Below are 14,656 nucleotides of genomic sequence, written 5' to 3'. Positions count from 1 at the left end.
CGTCATGGTCGCCGAGCGGTTCCCGTCAGCCGCGTCGGCGGCAGATACTCCCGCACGTACGTCCGCTTCCAGCACGCGCCCGTCTCCCGCAGCTCCCGCCACGTCGTGTACCGGTAGCGGAACAGCCGGGCGCGGACGAAGCGCGGCGGCGCGTCGGGCGGGAACGGGGAGCGGCGCAGCAGCTTCAGCGTCGCCCGGTCGTTCTCCAGCAACCGTTCCACGAAGGTGCCGAACCAGGACGCGGCGTACGAGGGCGACAGCGCGGCGAACCACATCAGCCAGTCGAGGCGCAGGTGGTACGGCGCGAACTGGCGCGGCCAGCGCCGCGGGTCCCCGGGCTTGCCCTTGAACTCGTACTCCCGCCAGTCCCCGTCCTCGCGGGCCACCTCGTCGGCGGTCCCCTCGATCACCACCTCGTAGCGGACCCGGCTGACGGTTCCGAAGGCACCGTAGGTGTTGACCAGGTGGAGCGAGTCGAAGGAGCGGTTCATCACCTGGCCGCGGGAGAGCATGTTGCGGACCGGCCGGTGGCTCAGGAACACCAGCAGTGCCGCCACCGCGAGGACCACCACCTCGTACCAGAGCGGCGCGGCGGGCACGGACGGCGGCTCGGCCGGGAACTCCACCGCCGACAGAGCCAGCACGATGGTGATCCAGTTCAGCCAGGAGAAGTTGCCCGACAGCACCAGCCACAGCTGGGTCACGATCATCAGCGCCGCGGCGGCCGTCGCCACGGGCTGCGGCGTGAACAGCAGGAAGGGCACCACGAGCTGGGTGACATGGTTCGCGGCCACCTCGACCCGGTGCGCAGGCCGCGGGAGGTGGTGGAAGAACCAGCTCAGCGGGCCCGGCATCGGCTGGGTCTCGTGGTGGTGGTCCAGGCAGGTCAGCTTCCGCCAGCACTCGTCACCCCGCATCTTGATCAGCCCCGCTCCGAACTCGACCCGGAACAGCAGCCAGCGCAGCAGGAACAGCACGACGATCGGCGGCGCCACCTCGTCGTTGCCGAGGAACACCGCGACGAAACCGGTCTCCAGCAGCAGCGACTCCCAGCCGAAGGAGTACCAGGTCTGCCCGACGTTGACGATCGACAGATACAGGACCCACGGCACCAGCCACAGCAGCATGGCGCCCCACAGCGGCAGCAGCGAGTCCAGCCCCGCCACCAGCGCCGCCGACACCGCGCAGCCCGCCCACGCCACGGCCGCGAAGAGACGGTCCGAGTAGCGCAGCTGGAACAGGCTCGGCGCCCGTTCGAACGGCACCCGCTCGACGAACCGGGGCACGGGCGTCAGACCGCGCTCGCCCATCAGCGCACGGAACTGGAGGGCCGCCGTCAGGAACGCGACCAGGTACACGACGGCCAGGGCCCGCTGGAAGACCAGCCGGCTCAGCCAGTAGTCGGGTGCGGTGAACCACTCCACGGCCGCGCTCCTCTCGTACGATAACGCTCGGTGTACCCCGGTCGGCCGGAGGTTTCCCGGAGGCGGGGCCCGGTGGCCGACCAGCAGTCGAAGAATCAGGCGAATCCTGGCAAGGTGGGGCCCATGGCTGATCGGGGAGCGAGTGCCCCGTCACTCCCGGACGACTGGCCCGCCCACCCGGACCCCGTCCTGGCGCTCAACCGCATGGGCAGCTTCGACTGGGACCTGGACACGGGACTCTTCCACATGGACGCCCAGGCCTACGAGGTGTTCGACCTGCGCCCCGAGGAGTACGACGGGCGTCCCGAGTCGCTGTCGGCGCGCGTTCCCGCGGCGGAGGGCAGCCGCCTGGACGCCCTGGTCGCCCAGGCCATGAAGGACGGCAGCGAGAACTACGGCACCTACTTCCGCCTGCGCTGCCGCGACGGCACCCTGCGCTGGACCCGCACCCAGGGCTACATCCGCCGCGACGAGACCGGCCGGCCGCGCCGCATCATCGGCATCGTCCGCGACGCCACCCAGGAGGTCGCGGACATCGAGGCCCGCCGCGAGCAGGCCGCACAGGACGAGGCCCGCCGCCGGCTCACCAACGTCGTCCAGCTCGCCACGGCCGCACTCGCGCACGCCCGCACCGTGGACGACGTCATCGACGTCCTGCGGGACACCCACGGCCTCACCCGGCTCGGCGCGGCCAGCCTCGTCATGGGCCTGGTCGAGGCCGGCCGCATCCGGCTGGTCGCCGACGGCCCCGACAACAGTTTCGTCCCCGGCACCCGCGTCACCCGGATCGACGAGCCGTACCCGATGAGCGAGGCCGTACGGACCCTCAGTCCCCGCTTCATCGAGTCGCCGGAGGAGTTCGCGGAGCGCTACCCCCTCCTGTGGAAGGACATCACCCACCTGAACATCACCGCGGCCGCCTACCTGCCGCTGATCGCCCAGGCCCGCCCGATCGGCGCGATCGGGCTGCTCTACAGCGACCGGCACGGCTTCTCCGCGGAGGACCGCAACGTACTCGTCGCGCTCGGCAGCGGCATCGCGCAGAGCCTCCAGCGGGCCATGCTCTACGAGCAGGAGATGGACCTCGCCGAGGGCCTGCAGCAGGCCATGCTGCCGCGCACCATTCCCAGCGTGCCCGGCTGCGACGTCGCCGTCCGCTACCGCGCGGCCACCATCGGCGGCGCCCTCGGCCGCGACATCGGCGGCGACTGGTACGACGTGATCCCACTGCCCGGCGGACGCGTCGGCGCCGTCATCGGCGACGTCCAGGGCCACGACACGCACGCCGCCGCCGTCATGGGCCAGCTGCGCATCGTGCTGCGCGCCTACGCGGCCGAGGGCCATCCCCCGGCCACGGTGATGGCGCGGGCCTCCGTCTTCCTCCACGAACTCGACACCGACCGCTTCGCGACCTGCCTGTACGCGGAGGCCGACCTGGCCACCGGCGTGGTCCAGGTGGTCCGCGCCGGCCACATCGACCCCCTGCTGCGGTACGGCGAGGGCTCCTGCCGCCGCGTCCCCGTCGAGGGCGGGCTGCCGCTCGGCCTGTCCGCCGAGTTCGGGCGCCTCGCCTACCCGGTCGCCACCGTCGAACTGGATCCGGGCAACACCCTGCTGCTGTGCACCGACGGCCTGGTCGAGCAGCCCGGCGCCGACCTCGACGAGGGAATGGAGATCCTCGCGGGGCTGGTCGCCTCCGGACCGAAGGACGTACGCGACCTGGCCGACCGGCTCATCGACGTGGCCGAGGAGCGCCGCGGCGACGACGACGTGGCGCTGCTCCTGCTGCACCGCCACGGGACGGGCGCTCCCCGTACCTTCGGCCGGCTCCAGCAGCATGTCTCCCCGGGCGATCCCGAGGCCCTCACCGAAGCCCGGCACATGATCCGCGCCGCGGTCCGGTCCTGGGGTGCCGGGGACCAGAGCGACGAGATCGAACTGGTCGCCGACGAACTGGTCACCAACGCCCTCATGCACACCGAGGGCTCCGCGATCGTCACCCTGCGGCTGCTCACCGGCACCGACCGCCGGCTGCGGGTCGAGGTCGAGGACACCTCCAGCGCCCTGCCGCGCCGCCGCGAGGCCGGGGACTCCGGTGTCTCCGGACGGGGGCTGCTCCTGGTCGAGGCGCTCGCCGACGGGTGGGGGGTGGAGGCACGCGGCGGCGGCAAGTGCGTGTGGTCCGAGTTCCTGGTGTCCCATCGGGCGGGCTGAACCCCACTGGCGCTCCGGAGCCCCGGTGGCACCCTGGACGTATGCCCGAACTGCCCGAGGTCGAGGCGCTCAGGGACTTCCTGGCCGAGCATCTCACCGGCCGCGAGATCGTCCGTGTGCTGCCCGTGGCGATCAGTGTCCTGAAGACGTACGACCCTCCGCTCACCGCCCTGGAGGGCCGCCGGGTGGCCGCCGTGCACCGCCACGGCAAGTTCCTCGACGTCGAGACCGCCGGCGGCCCGCACCTGGTGACCCACCTGGCCCGCGCCGGCTGGCTGCACTGGAGGGACGGTCTCCCCGGCGGCCTTCCGCGCCCCGGCAAGGGGCCCCTGGCCCTGCGCGTCGCCCTGGAGACCGGCGCCGGCTTCGACCTGACGGAGGCCGGCACCCAGAAGCGGCTCGCCGTGTACGTCGTGGCCGACCCGCAGGAGGTGCCGGGCGTGGCCCGGCTCGGGCCGGACCCGCTCGCCGACGACTTCGACGAGGAGCGCTTCGCCGCCCTCCTCGACGGCGAGCGACGGCAGCTCAAGGGAGCCCTGCGCGACCAGAGCCTCATCGCGGGCGTGGGGAACGCGTACAGTGACGAGATTCTGCACGCGGCGAAGATGTCCCCGTTCAAACTGGCCGCGTCGCTCACCGACGAGGAGACGGCACTGCTGTACGCGGCCCTGCGCACGACGCTCACCGAGGCGGTCGAGCGCTCGAGGGGCATCGCGGCCGGCCGGCTGAAGGCCGAGAAGAAGAGCGGCCTGCGCGTCCACGGCCGCACCGGCGAGCCCTGCCCGGTGTGCGGCGACACCGTGCGGGAGGTGTCCTTCAGCGACTCCTCGCTCCAGTACTGTCCGACCTGCCAGACCGGCGGCAAGCCGCTGGCGGACCGGAGGCTGTCCCGGCTGCTCAAGTAGCGGGCGCCGGGCGGTCGTCGAGCGGTCATGCGGTGGGGAGGGTCACGAGGCGCTCCCCGTCCGTGGTCCGCACCTCGTAGCGGGCGATCTGGTCGGGACGCAGGGCGGCCCCGCCGTGCATGGTGCTCGGCCGGGTGACGTGGCCGGGGACGCTCCAGCTGGTGACCGTCTGCTCCGTGCCGTCGCGGCCGACGGCGATCAGCCGGCAGGAGCGCGGGCCCGCCCCGTCCCTGACCTCGAGTTCCACGCCGGTGCCCCAGGCCTCGTCCTCCGCCGTGACCTGCGCCCACACCCCGGTGCGCACGTCGGTCGCGTCGACCCGCACCGCGGTGTCGGCCCGGCTCGCGCAGATCACGGCGCCGGGACCGGCCACGGCGCCCACGACCGCGGCGGTCACGGCGTACAGCACCCGCCTGCGGCCGGCCCGGTGACGCGCCGCCACCTCGGACAGCAGCCGGTCGAGGAGCCCGGTGCCGGGCCCGGTCACGGGGTGGACGAGGCGGGGCGTCGCCTGCCGGTACAACATCAGCTGACGGGTGGCGGGGCCGAACTCGGCCACCCGCGCCGCGCACCGGGGGCACCCGACGAGGTGGTCCTCGAAGCGGAACGCTTCCGCCTCGTCCAGTACGCCGAGCGCGTAGGCGCCGGCGTCACGATGCCTTCCCAGGGACCTCATGCCGCATCCTCGTGCCGTTGTGTGCGGGTGGGGCTGCTCCTTGCTCCCACCCGTACGGGCCGGACAGCCGAATCACTCAAGCCACGGACGACATCGCGACCGAGGGGTCGGAGCCGCCGGGCCCGCGGACCGGTCCGGTCTCGGACCTGTCCGTACATCGGCCGGGCTCCGGGGGAGGCCTGCCGGGGCGGCTAGAAGAGATGGATGGCGAGATGGCCGAGGGGCAGCCCCAGCTGCCAGGCCGGCGTCCACACCTTCGGCCCCTCGTCCTCCCCGGTCACCGGCGCACCACCGGGCACCGCGTTCAGGTCCGGGGCGAGCAGTTCGGTCTCCTCCAGCCAGCGCCAGGCCGTCCGTGCCAGTTCCAGGTCCGGCGAGTGCCGGCCGGCGGCGACCGCGTCGGCCGTGGCCTCGGTCAGGCGCTCCCGCACCCACTCGTGCCACGGCTGGTCGTAGGCGGTCAGTGACAGCCAGGTCTCCAGGTGGGTGACGACCCGGATGCCGCTGAGCTCGTCGTCGGTGTCGGACAGGAAGACGGTCAGCGCCAGGGCGTCGCGTCCGGCGCGGAACTCGAAGGACGTCGGCGGCATCAGGTCACCGGTCCGCAGCAGCTCGTCGGCGATGTATTCGGCGTACAACCACGCCATGGGCACGGCCAGTTCGCCTCTTCCGGCGCCGTCCGTGCTCTCTGGACCTGTGTGCAGCATCCCTTCCTGCCTTCCTCCGGTGCGTGCGCGTCGCCCGATCCGGGTCATGGGCCCCCGTCCGAAACACGGATGAGGACAGCCGATTACCCAACCGGGGTCCAGGGCAAGGCGCTTTGCGAAGGCTTGACTCTGCCTTCGGTTTCACCGCAGGTCGGCGGCGTATCCCGGTAGCACCCTGCGCAGGGCGCGCAGCGCGTAGTACGCGCGGGACTTCACGGTACCGGGCGGGATGCCCAGGGCTGCCGCGGCTTCCGCCACACTCGCCCCCTGGAAGTACACCAGCACCAGGACTTCACGGTGCTCCGGAGTGAGAGTCTTCACAGCCTCGCGCACGTCCAGGGCCGCGGCGGCCCGTTCGGCGTGATCGGCGCAGACCCGAGCGTTCTCCAGTACGGCGTCACCGACCTCGGCGGGCCGTGCCTGCCGGGCCCGGCGCGCGTCGATCGCGAGGCGCCGGGCCACGGTGAGCAGCCAGGGCCGCACCGAGTCGAAGTCGTCGGCGCGCAGGGCCTCGGGGTGCTGCCAGGCGCGGACCAGGGTCTCCTGTACGAGGTCCTCGGCGCGTTGCCGGTCACCGTCGCTGAGCCGCAGCAGCAGCGCGAAGAGCGGCCGGCCGTGCTCGCGCTGCAGTGCGGCGAGCTCGTGCTCGGCGGTCGTCCCGTTCGTCCTGTCCATGAGGGTGATTCCGGCCGTCATGGCCGTATGGCACCCCAGGGCGCCGCCCGGGGACAGGGCGCACGCACAGGCGTGCGACGGACGGTCGATCGCGTCGACGAACGGTTCGACGAACGGTCGGCGCGTCCCTTGCGCACCGCCGGCGCACCCCCGTGCGCACGGTCGGCGCACCCGGTCGAACCGTCGGCGCGCCCCCCTTCGCGCATGCCGGACGGGCTAATGAGCGTGTCGGAGCCGCCCGTGACAGAGGAACCTCCTTATCTATTTGTGTGTAAATGTGATTTTTCATTGGTGTGAGTGACCACAGCGGAGTGAACGGATGATCACACGCAGTCGGCTGGTGGCCCTGGCCCTGACCGCCCTCCTCACCGCGGGTGCCGCCTGTCAGGCCCGCGACCACGAACCACCGAGACGACCGGCCCCGGCCCCGTCCGCCGCGGACACCGGCGTCTTCACCCTGGTCGCCTCGGGCGACGTACTGCCGCACGACTCGATCATCGAGCGGGCGCGCTTCGACGCGGGCGGCACCGGCTACGACTTCCGTCCGATGCTCGCCGGTGCCGAACCCGTCGTCTCGCCCGCCGACCTCGCCCTGTGCCACATGGAGACCGTGTACGGCGCGCCCGGCGACTACAGCGGCTACCCCCTCTTCAAGTCCCCGCCCGAGGTGGCCGAGGCGCTGGCCGCCACCGGCTACGACGGCTGCTCCACCGCCTCCAACCACAGCGTCGACGACGGCGCCGACGGCATCCGCCGCACCCTGGACGCCCTCGACCGCGCCGGCGTACGGCACGCCGGGACGGCGCGCACCGAGGCCGAGGCGCGCACCGCGACGGTCCTGCGCGCGGGCCGGGCCGAGGTCGCCCACCTCGCCTACACCCTCCACACCAACGGTCACCCGATTCCCGAGGGGCAGCCCTGGGCGGTCGGCATGATCGACGAGGAGCGGATCGTCACGGACTCCCGGGCCGCCCGGGAGTCCGGCGCGGACATCGTCGTCGTGTCCTTGCACTGGGGTACGGAATGGCAGGACGAGCCCGACCGGGACCAGTTGGACCTGGCCCGGAGCCTGACCGCCGCACGCAGCGGCGACCGCCCCGACATCGACCTGATCCTCGGCACCCACGCCCATGTCCCGCAGGCCTACGAGAAGGTCAACGGCACCTGGGTGATCTACGGGATGGGCGATCAGATCGCGGGCGAGATGATCAACGACGAGGGCGTCCGCGATCCGCGGGGCAACCAGTCGACCATCGGCCGCTTCACCTTCGCCCCGCCCGCCCGGCCCGGCGAACGCTGGCGGGTGACCAGGGCCGAGTTCGTCCCGCAGCTGTTCGACGTCGACGCCGGCCGGGTGGTGAACCTCAACCGCGCGCTGAAGGAGGGTGCCGACGTGCGGGCCGTGCGCGACCGCATCCGCGACGTCGTACTCAGCAGGGGCGCGGCCGAGGACGGGCTGGTGATGGGGGAGTAGGCCGGGCTTCGTCCGCGTGGGCCGGGTGGTGTCCGCGCGGGTCAGGCGTCGTCCACGTGGTCGAGGGCCGTCAGCATGGCCCCGAGCACCCGCAGGCACGTGGCGACGTCGGTGTCCGTGAGGTCCCCGCCGACCTCGCGCAACAGCAGGTGCTCCCGGTCGAGGATCCCGGTGATCGCCGCCCGGCCCTCGTCCGTGAGCCGGATCAGTGACGACCGCCGGTGCGCCGGGTTCGGGATGCCCTCCACCAGGCGCCGGTCGGTGGCGTCGTTCACCATCCGCTGCACGAACTGGCGGCTGATCGACTGTGCCCGGCCCATCTGCGGCACGGTCATCGGCCCGTTGCGGTGCAGCAGGGTCAGCACGGCCCGGACGCCGACGGACAGGCCGTCGGTGGTCAGGCCCTGCTCGACGCTGCGCTGCGCGCGCCGGTAGAGGGGGCCGACCAGGTCGTACACCTCGGTGAGGCGCCGGGCGAGCGCGTCCGGGGGGAGTGGTGCGTCGATGTCCTTCATCCCGCCATCATGACACCCTGGTTGTCATATACGCCCAGTCATGACACCTTGGTTGTCATGACTGCTGCTTCGGATCTCTGCTTCTTCCGTTCCGCCGACGGCGACCTCGCCTACCGCGACACCGGTGCCGGGGACCTGGTCGTCCTGCTGCACTCCGGGTTCGCGGACCACCGGGTCTTCGACGCCCAGATTCCGCCCCTCGCCGCCGAGTACCGGGTGATCGCACCGGACGTCCGCGGCCATGGCGCCTCGGCCAACGCGACCCGGCCGTTCCGGTGGGCCGACGACCTGGCTGGCCTGCTGCGCCACCTCGACGCCGGCCCCGCGGTGCTCGTCGGTGTGTCGATGGGCGGCGCCATCGCCACGGACACGGTGCTGGAGTATCCGGAGCTGGTCCGCGCGGTGGTGGCCTGCGGTGCGGCCACCAGCGAGTTCGAGTACACCGACCCGTGGGTGCGCCGGGTGCAGGCCGAACAGGCCGGCGCGCTGGCCGCGGGCGACGTCGAGGGCTGGCTCACCGCGTTCCTGCGCTTCGTGGCCGGGGAGTCCCGCACCCTCGGCGACATCGACCCGGATATCCCGCGCCGGCTGCGGGAGATGGCCTTCGGCACCCTCTCCAAGCACACCCCGGACGAGGAGAACCACCACGTGCCCCTGACCGACACCTGGGCCCGGGTTCCGAAGATCGACGTTCCGGTCCTCACCGTCAACGGCGACCTGGACGCCCCCGACCTGATCGCCGAGGCGGAACGGCTCGCCCGTACGGTCCCGGACGGCCGTTCCGTCACCGTCGAAGGCACCGCGCACTACCCGAACATGGAGAAGCCCGAGGTCTTCGGCGAGATCGTCGACGACTTCCTCCGCGGCCTCTAACGGCGCGCCAGCTCCGACTTGCGGTAGGAGTACGCGAAGTAGATCACCAGGCCGACCGCGAACCACACGGCGAACCGCGCCCACGTCTGCCACTGCAGGAACGTGATCAGCCAGATCGAGAAGGCGATCCCCAGCGCCGGCACGACCGGCATGAAGGGCGTACGGAAGGTGCGCGGCAGGTCCGGCTGCCGGTAACGCAGCACGATCACCGCCGCGCACACCACCACGAACGCCAGCAGGATGCCGATGTTGGTCAGCTCGGCCGCCTCGCCGATCGGCAGGAACCCGGCGATCGCGGCCGAGGCGAACCCGACGATCCAGGTGACCCGGGTCGGCACGTGCCGCGTCGGGTGGGTCTTGGCGAACCACTTGGGCAGCAGCCCGTCCCGGCTCATGCTGAACCACACCCGGGTGACGCCCAGCATGAACGTGAACATCACCGTGAGGATGCCGATGATGGCGCCCACCGCGATGACGTCGGCGAGCGAGCCCAGCCCCACCGACTTGAACGCCGTCGAGAAGCCGCTCTCCGGGTCGATGTCCTCGTAGTCCTGCATGCCGGTCAGCACCAGACAGGCCGCCACGTACAGCACCATCGAGATGATCAGCGAGTAGACGATCGCCTTCGGCATGTGCCGCTGGGCGTCCTTCGACTCCTCGGCCGCCGTCGACATGGCGTCGTAGCCGAAGACCGCGAAGAACACCGTCGCCGCGCCGGTGAACGCCCCACCGACCCCGTACGGGAAGAACGGGTGGTAGTTCGAGGCGTCGATGTGGAAGACGCCGACCCCGATCACCAGCAGCACCACCAGCACCTTCAGCACGACCACGACCATCTCGAATCGGGCCGCGTTCCTGATGCCGAGAGTCAGCAGGTACGCGATCAGCAGGCACAGCACCGCCGCGAAGAGGTCGACCCGGTGGCCGTCGCCGGTGCCGGGCGCGCCCAGCATCCAGTTGGGCAGGTCGGCGCCCATCTCACCGACCAGGAAGCTGAAGTAGCCGGAGATGCCGATCGCGACCACCGCCACGATCGCCGTGTACTCCAGCAGCAGGTCCCAGCCGATGAACCACCCCACCAGCTCACCGAGGACGGCGTAGCCGTAGGTGTAGGCGGAGCCCGCCTTCGGGATCAGTCCGGCGAACTCGGCGTACGACAGCGCGGCCGCCGCGCTCGCGACGCCCGCGACGAGGAAGGAGACGAGGACCGCCGGCCCCGCGGTGCCGCCCGCGACCGTGCCGGCCAGGGTGAAGATGCCCGCCCCGATGATGCCGCCCACACCGATCGCGGTGAGCTGCCACAGCCCGAGGGACCGCACCAGGCCGGTGTCCTCACCGCCCTCGGTGTCCTCGATGCGCTCGATGGGTTTGCGGCGGAGAACGCCTTCGCCCACGCGGAACCCGGCCACGCGCCTCACCTCTTCGTGCACGGCAAACGACTGACGGTGGATCATGACGACTCACACCCGGCCGCGCCGGAAGCCACGACGCACACGCCACCCGAAGGGCGCTACGGCACCACTGTCACGGGCCAGCGCCCCGCCTTCACCAGCCGCACCGCGACGGAGCCGACGAACCGGTGCCCGGCCTGCTCCGAGGCGCCCACGACCACGGCGTCCGCCTTCAGCTGGTCGGCCGCCTCGACGAGCCCGTTGTAGGGGTCACCGCGGAAGGTGTGGAACTCCCAGCGCACGTCGAATATCCCCCTGGTGCGCTCGGTCGCCTCCCTGATCTGGGCCACCAGGTCCTCGGCGATCTCGTCCGTCGTCTCCGCCACCGGCGCCCCGAGCGCCGCCCCCGCCGCCAGTACCGGCTGCACGTACACCACGGCGAGCAGCGCGTGCTGGCGCCGCGCCAGACCGCCGGCGTAGGCCGCGGCCCGGAGCGAGGAGCCGGAGCCGTCGACCCCGGCGACGATGACCTTCGGCCCGTCCGTGCCCCGTTCGAACTGCTGGGAGTGCTGTTCCGTCACGCGGCGAGGCTATCCGGTCCGTCCCGACCCTGAGCCGTGCGGGTGGTTCCGTGCCTCCGCACCGGTGTTGCTCAGGTGCGCCGGACCGCGGCCGGGCGACTGATGGGTCATGAAGAAGGATCAGTTGCTCAGCCGACGCCGCGCACTGCTCGCCGGCGCCGCCGCCGTGGGAGCGGCCGGCACCGCCGGTGCGCTCGCGGTGACCTCGGGGGGCGGTCCGGCCCGGCCGGTCACCCCCGCCCCGGGCCCTCCGGTGCACCGGCCGCTGGGACCCTCCGCCTACCGTCTTCAGCCCTTGACCGGATACGGCGCGCCCCGTGCCGCACCCCCGCGGCCCCCGGTGCGCAGTGAGCCGATCCTGCGCATGTCGGGCCGCGGACGCACCATGATGCTCACCTTCGACGACGGACCCGACCCCCGCTACACCCCGGACATCCTGGACACGCTGGCGAGGTACGGCGTGCGCGCGACGTTCTTCGTGTGCGGCGAGATGGCTGACTACCACAGGGACCTGCTGTCCCGGATGGCCGACGAGGGGCACGTCGTCGGCAACCACACCTGGTCCCACCCGCTGCTGACCCGCCTCGGCCGACGCCGCATCCGCTCCGAGATGGAACGGACCAGCGAGGTCGTCGAGCAGGCCTACGGTGAGCCGCCCCGCTGGTTCCGGGCCCCGTACGGAGCGTGGAACCGCGCCGCCTTCCAGCTCGGTGCCGAACTCGGCATGGAACCGCTCGCCTGGACGGTGGACACCCTCGACTGGACCACCCCCGGCACCGGCACCATCGTCGACCGGGTCGAGGACGGCGCCGCCCCCGGCGTCGTGGTGCTCTCGCACGACGCCGGGGGCGACCGCTCGCAGAGCGTCCGCGCCCTGCGGGTCTATCTGCCCGAGCTGCTGGACTCCGGTTACCACCTGACCGTCCCCCGGCGACGCCCCGTCTGACGCCCGGTACGCCCGCCGGGCCGGGACGCGCTCAGCGGGTCCCGGTCATGCGGGCGAAGGCGACGACGTTGCCCTCGTATCCGTCCCGCTCGGAGAAACCGCCGCCGCAGGTGATCACTCGCAGTTCGGGGCTGCCTTTGGACGCGTAGACCCGGTCGCCGGGGAAATTGTCCTTCTCGAACACTTCGATGCCGTAGATCTCGAAGACCGCCGTCTTTCCGTCCTGGCGGTGCACTTCCACCTTGTTTCCCTTTTCCAGGGCGCCGAGCCCGTAGAAAACAGCAGGCCCCTGCTGGTTGTCCACGTGGCCGACGACGACCGCGGTGCCCTTTTCCCCGGGGGAGACGGCGCCGGTGAACCAGCCGGCCAGATTCGGGTCCTCGGGCGGCGGCGCGTCGATCCAGCCGTCCGCGTCGAGACCGACCGGTATGACCGGCGCGTCGACCTGGATGGCGGGGACGGAGACCCGGTCGGGTACGGCGTGCGGCAGCGGCGCGATGTCCGCGGCGGCGCTGTTCTCACCGGCGACGCGGGTGTTCGAGGCGGCGGCCGACGCCGGCTGCGGCGGGCCCGCGTCGAACTCCCCCGAACCGTTCCGGATGAGCGCGAGTCCGGTCAGCAGAACAAGCGCTATCACGCCCCAGGGAGCGCGCTTCCTCTGCCGCTCCTCTTCTTCGGCCAACTCGGACGCATCCATTCGTCATCCCCTCTCGACCCGGCCGTCGCCGTGTCTTGTGCGCATACGAGCACGCTAAGCGCCGTGCGCCCCACCGGCGACGGGGCGGCGGCGAACGGGTGGCGCGGACGCCCTTCCGTGAGCCATCCGGGATTTCCCCGGAAGGACCTGTCTGACGGTCCGTGACCTGCGGCGATATCCACTCGTGCGCTACCCGCCCGGCACACCCCTCACCAGGACGGACCATTCCCGAAGTGCGGTGCCGCGCAGGGCAACTGAGGGTCTTTCTGGGAGACGCTTTCTCGCCGATCGACCGGGGACGGGACCCGGGGCGTCTTCCGCGGAGGATCACATGCGTAACACTCGTGCCCTCGCGGCAGCCGGCGCCGCGGTCGCTGTCCTCGGGCTGGCCGCCCCCACGGCCACGGCCGGCGGCGACCACAACCAGCCGTCCAACATCGTCGCGCTGCCCAGCGTGATCGCCCGCGGTGGGCAGATGACCGTCACGGTCGACGGCTGCCCGCAGGGTGGCACGATGACCTCGGACGCGTTCCGGACGACCCACCTGACCCCGGTCAGGGGTGCCAACGAGACGTCCAAGGGCACCGCCACCATCAAGGAGGACGCCCGGCCGGGTTCGTACGACATCACCGTCAACTGCTCCGGCAGGCGACTGACGCGTCCGGCCGCCTTCACCGTCATCGGCGGTGTCCGCGGTGGCCTCGGCGGCAGCAGCTCCAGCGGGGCGACCCCGGCCGACGTCGCGATCGGCGGCGGGCTCGTCGCCGCGGCCGTCGCCGGTGGCGGACTGTTCTGGATGCGCCGCCGGGCCGAGCGGAGGATCTGACCCGTTCCCCGCCGCCCCCGGTTCCCCTGCCGTCTTCCGTCAGTCACCGTACGGGCTCTGCCTTCGGGGGCGGGCCCGTCCGGCCCCCTGCGGATCGCGCACCCGCGGCGCCGCGCCCCACGCGCCGGCACGGCTTCGCCCCGGACCCGTCGAGGATCCGGGGCGAAGCCGTGCCGGCGGGCGGGCGGGGATCAGGCGCCGTCCTCGCCGGAGCGCCGGCGCGAGAGGTGGTACGCCGCCCCGACCGAGCCCGCGATGAGCAGGGCGCCGAGCCCGGTCTCCCGTACGTCGAACCCGGCGATGCTGCCGCCCTCGCCGGCGTGCACGCCCTTGGGGTGGCCGGATTCGGCGGGCGGGCGGTGCGAGTGGCCGCCCGCGATGGTCAGGTTCACGGTCCCGGTCCGCGTGTCGCAGGCGAACCTCACCTGGTGGACCGTACCGCGTCTGGCGTCCCGGTCGACCCGCGTCGTCGCCGACGACTCGTGCCGCGGGATGGTGACCGTGTCGAACACCGGCGACGAGACCGTCACGCGTCCCCGGCAGCCGTCGGCACCGCGGCCCACCCCCAGCGTGACCTCGCCTCCCGGCGCGACGGTGGCGGGGTGGACGAGGAAGCCGAACGTCGGACTGCCGCCTGTGGCCGCCCCGGCGGGTACGCAGCCGGCGAGGGCGGCGGTGCCCAGCAGTGCGACCGAGGCGACGGGTATCGCGCGCATGGTGAATCCTCCGGGTCCCCGAGGAGCGGCGGCGGA

Annotated in this window: 15 protein-coding genes; 6 read left to right on the top strand and 9 right to left on the bottom strand. The window is 72.3% G+C overall.

Annotated elements, in window-relative coordinates; all coding sequences use genetic code 11:
- Nucleotides 1–2 precede the first annotated feature (2 nt).
- Nucleotides 3–1,424 carry a lipase maturation factor family protein gene (locus ACP4IX_RS17035; RefSeq protein WP_426523315.1) on the bottom strand — a complete coding sequence of 474 codons (1,422 nt, stop codon included), beginning with the start codon at nt 1,422–1,424 and terminating at the stop codon, nt 3–5.
- Nucleotides 1,425–1,547: 123 nt separating this feature from the next.
- Here ACP4IX_RS17035 and ACP4IX_RS17030 point away from each other — a divergent pair, with 123 nt between their 5' ends.
- Both ACP4IX_RS17030 and ACP4IX_RS17025 read left to right on the top strand, forming a co-directional pair.
- Entirely contained in the window at nt 1,548–3,638 is a 2,091-nt protein-coding gene (locus ACP4IX_RS17030; protein WP_426523314.1) for a SpoIIE family protein phosphatase, read from the top strand.
- 41 nt (nt 3,639–3,679) lie between these two features.
- Nucleotides 3,680–4,543, top strand: coding sequence for an Fpg/Nei family DNA glycosylase (locus tag ACP4IX_RS17025; RefSeq protein WP_426523313.1), 864 nt, complete (start codon nt 3,680–3,682; stop codon nt 4,541–4,543).
- A 25-nt stretch (nt 4,544–4,568) separates the two neighbouring features.
- Here the strand turns inward: ACP4IX_RS17025 and ACP4IX_RS17020 are convergent, their stop codons facing one another.
- The 3 genes from ACP4IX_RS17020 to ACP4IX_RS17010 all read right to left on the bottom strand — a co-directional run bounded on the left by ACP4IX_RS17020 (nt 4,569) and on the right by ACP4IX_RS17010 (nt 6,622).
- The gene (locus ACP4IX_RS17020) at nt 4,569–5,219 is read right to left on the bottom strand and encodes a zf-HC2 domain-containing protein (protein WP_426523312.1); all 651 of its coding nucleotides are present in this window, start codon (nt 5,217–5,219) and stop codon (nt 4,569–4,571) included.
- A gap of 191 nt (nt 5,220–5,410) precedes the next feature.
- A complete protein-coding gene (locus ACP4IX_RS17015; protein WP_426523311.1) occupies nt 5,411–5,926 on the bottom strand; it encodes a hypothetical protein in 516 nt (171 codons plus the stop codon).
- A 141-nt stretch (nt 5,927–6,067) separates the two neighbouring features.
- The gene (locus tag ACP4IX_RS17010) at nt 6,068–6,622 is read right to left on the bottom strand and encodes a sigma-70 family RNA polymerase sigma factor (RefSeq protein WP_426523310.1); all 555 of its coding nucleotides are present in this window, start codon (nt 6,620–6,622) and stop codon (nt 6,068–6,070) included.
- A gap of 298 nt (nt 6,623–6,920) precedes the next feature.
- Here ACP4IX_RS17010 and ACP4IX_RS17005 point away from each other — a divergent pair, with 298 nt between their 5' ends.
- Nucleotides 6,921–8,075, top strand: coding sequence for a CapA family protein (locus tag ACP4IX_RS17005; protein WP_426523309.1), 1,155 nt, complete (start codon nt 6,921–6,923; stop codon nt 8,073–8,075).
- A 41-nt stretch (nt 8,076–8,116) separates the two neighbouring features.
- On the opposite strand, the gene ACP4IX_RS17000 is transcribed toward ACP4IX_RS17005, so the two are convergent.
- A complete protein-coding gene (locus ACP4IX_RS17000) occupies nt 8,117–8,590 on the bottom strand; it encodes a MarR family winged helix-turn-helix transcriptional regulator (RefSeq protein ID WP_426523308.1) in 474 nt (157 codons plus the stop codon).
- Between the two features lie 57 nt (nt 8,591–8,647).
- Between ACP4IX_RS17000 and ACP4IX_RS16995 the strand changes: the two genes are divergently transcribed.
- A complete protein-coding gene (locus tag ACP4IX_RS16995) occupies nt 8,648–9,463 on the top strand; it encodes an alpha/beta fold hydrolase (RefSeq protein ID WP_426555990.1) in 816 nt (271 codons plus the stop codon).
- On the opposite strand, the gene ACP4IX_RS16990 is transcribed toward ACP4IX_RS16995, so the two are convergent.
- Complete coding sequence (locus ACP4IX_RS16990; RefSeq protein ID WP_426523306.1) at nt 9,460–10,872, bottom strand: amino acid permease; 1,413 nt, start codon at nt 10,870–10,872, stop codon at nt 9,460–9,462. The genes ACP4IX_RS16995 and ACP4IX_RS16990 overlap by 4 nt on opposite strands.
- Before the next feature lie 101 nt (nt 10,873–10,973).
- Nucleotides 10,974–11,435 (bottom strand): universal stress protein, encoded by a 462-nt coding sequence (locus ACP4IX_RS16985; RefSeq protein ID WP_426523305.1) that lies wholly within the window; start codon nt 11,433–11,435, stop codon nt 10,974–10,976.
- 109 nt (nt 11,436–11,544) lie between these two features.
- On the opposite strand from ACP4IX_RS16985, the gene ACP4IX_RS16980 reads away from it, so the two are divergent.
- Complete coding sequence (locus ACP4IX_RS16980; RefSeq protein ID WP_426555989.1) at nt 11,545–12,381, top strand: polysaccharide deacetylase family protein; 837 nt, start codon at nt 11,545–11,547, stop codon at nt 12,379–12,381.
- A gap of 31 nt (nt 12,382–12,412) precedes the next feature.
- Here ACP4IX_RS16980 and ACP4IX_RS16975 read toward each other — a convergent pair whose 3' ends face one another.
- Complete coding sequence (locus tag ACP4IX_RS16975) at nt 12,413–13,078, bottom strand: class F sortase (protein WP_426523303.1); 666 nt, start codon at nt 13,076–13,078, stop codon at nt 12,413–12,415.
- Nucleotides 13,079–13,409: 331 nt separating this feature from the next.
- Between ACP4IX_RS16975 and ACP4IX_RS16970 the strand changes: the two genes are divergently transcribed.
- Nucleotides 13,410–13,904 (top strand): hypothetical protein, encoded by a 495-nt coding sequence (locus ACP4IX_RS16970; RefSeq protein WP_426523302.1) that lies wholly within the window; start codon nt 13,410–13,412, stop codon nt 13,902–13,904.
- Nucleotides 13,905–14,095: 191 nt separating this feature from the next.
- On the opposite strand, the gene ACP4IX_RS16965 is transcribed toward ACP4IX_RS16970, so the two are convergent.
- Nucleotides 14,096–14,620 carry a hypothetical protein gene (locus tag ACP4IX_RS16965; RefSeq protein ID WP_426523301.1) on the bottom strand — a complete coding sequence of 175 codons (525 nt, stop codon included), beginning with the start codon at nt 14,618–14,620 and terminating at the stop codon, nt 14,096–14,098.
- Nucleotides 14,621–14,656: the final 36 nt, after the last annotated feature.

The organism is Streptomyces sp. WG5, from assembly GCF_049974565.1.
GTDB lineage: Bacteria > Actinomycetota > Actinomycetes > Streptomycetales > Streptomycetaceae > Streptomyces.
This window is presented reverse-complemented; position numbering and strand designations above follow the sequence as displayed.

Bases quoted from the DNA above. Each gene is read 5' to 3' on its own strand.
- ACP4IX_RS17030 (WP_426523314.1), top strand. From the start codon at position 1,548: ATGGCTGATCGGGGAGCGAGTGCCCCGTCACTCCCGGACGACTGGCCC.
- ACP4IX_RS17025 (WP_426523313.1), top strand. From the start codon at position 3,680: ATGCCCGAACTGCCCGAGGTCGAGGCGCTCAGGGACTTCCTGGCCGAG.
- ACP4IX_RS17020 (WP_426523312.1), bottom strand. From the start codon at position 5,219: ATGAGGTCCCTGGGAAGGCATCGTGACGCCGGCGCCTACGCGCTCGGC.
- ACP4IX_RS17015 (WP_426523311.1), bottom strand. From the start codon at position 5,926: ATGCTGCACACAGGTCCAGAGAGCACGGACGGCGCCGGAAGAGGCGAA.
- ACP4IX_RS17010 (WP_426523310.1), bottom strand. From the start codon at position 6,622: ATGACGGCCGGAATCACCCTCATGGACAGGACGAACGGGACGACCGCC.
- ACP4IX_RS17005 (WP_426523309.1), top strand. From the start codon at position 6,921: ATGATCACACGCAGTCGGCTGGTGGCCCTGGCCCTGACCGCCCTCCTC.
- ACP4IX_RS17000 (WP_426523308.1), bottom strand. From the start codon at position 8,590: ATGAAGGACATCGACGCACCACTCCCCCCGGACGCGCTCGCCCGGCGC.
- ACP4IX_RS16995 (WP_426555990.1), top strand. From the start codon at position 8,648: ATGACTGCTGCTTCGGATCTCTGCTTCTTCCGTTCCGCCGACGGCGAC.
- ACP4IX_RS16980 (WP_426555989.1), top strand. From the start codon at position 11,545: ATGAAGAAGGATCAGTTGCTCAGCCGACGCCGCGCACTGCTCGCCGGC.
- ACP4IX_RS16975 (WP_426523303.1), bottom strand. From the start codon at position 13,078: ATGGATGCGTCCGAGTTGGCCGAAGAAGAGGAGCGGCAGAGGAAGCGC.
- ACP4IX_RS16970 (WP_426523302.1), top strand. From the start codon at position 13,410: ATGCGTAACACTCGTGCCCTCGCGGCAGCCGGCGCCGCGGTCGCTGTC.
- ACP4IX_RS16965 (WP_426523301.1), bottom strand. From the start codon at position 14,620: ATGCGCGCGATACCCGTCGCCTCGGTCGCACTGCTGGGCACCGCCGCC.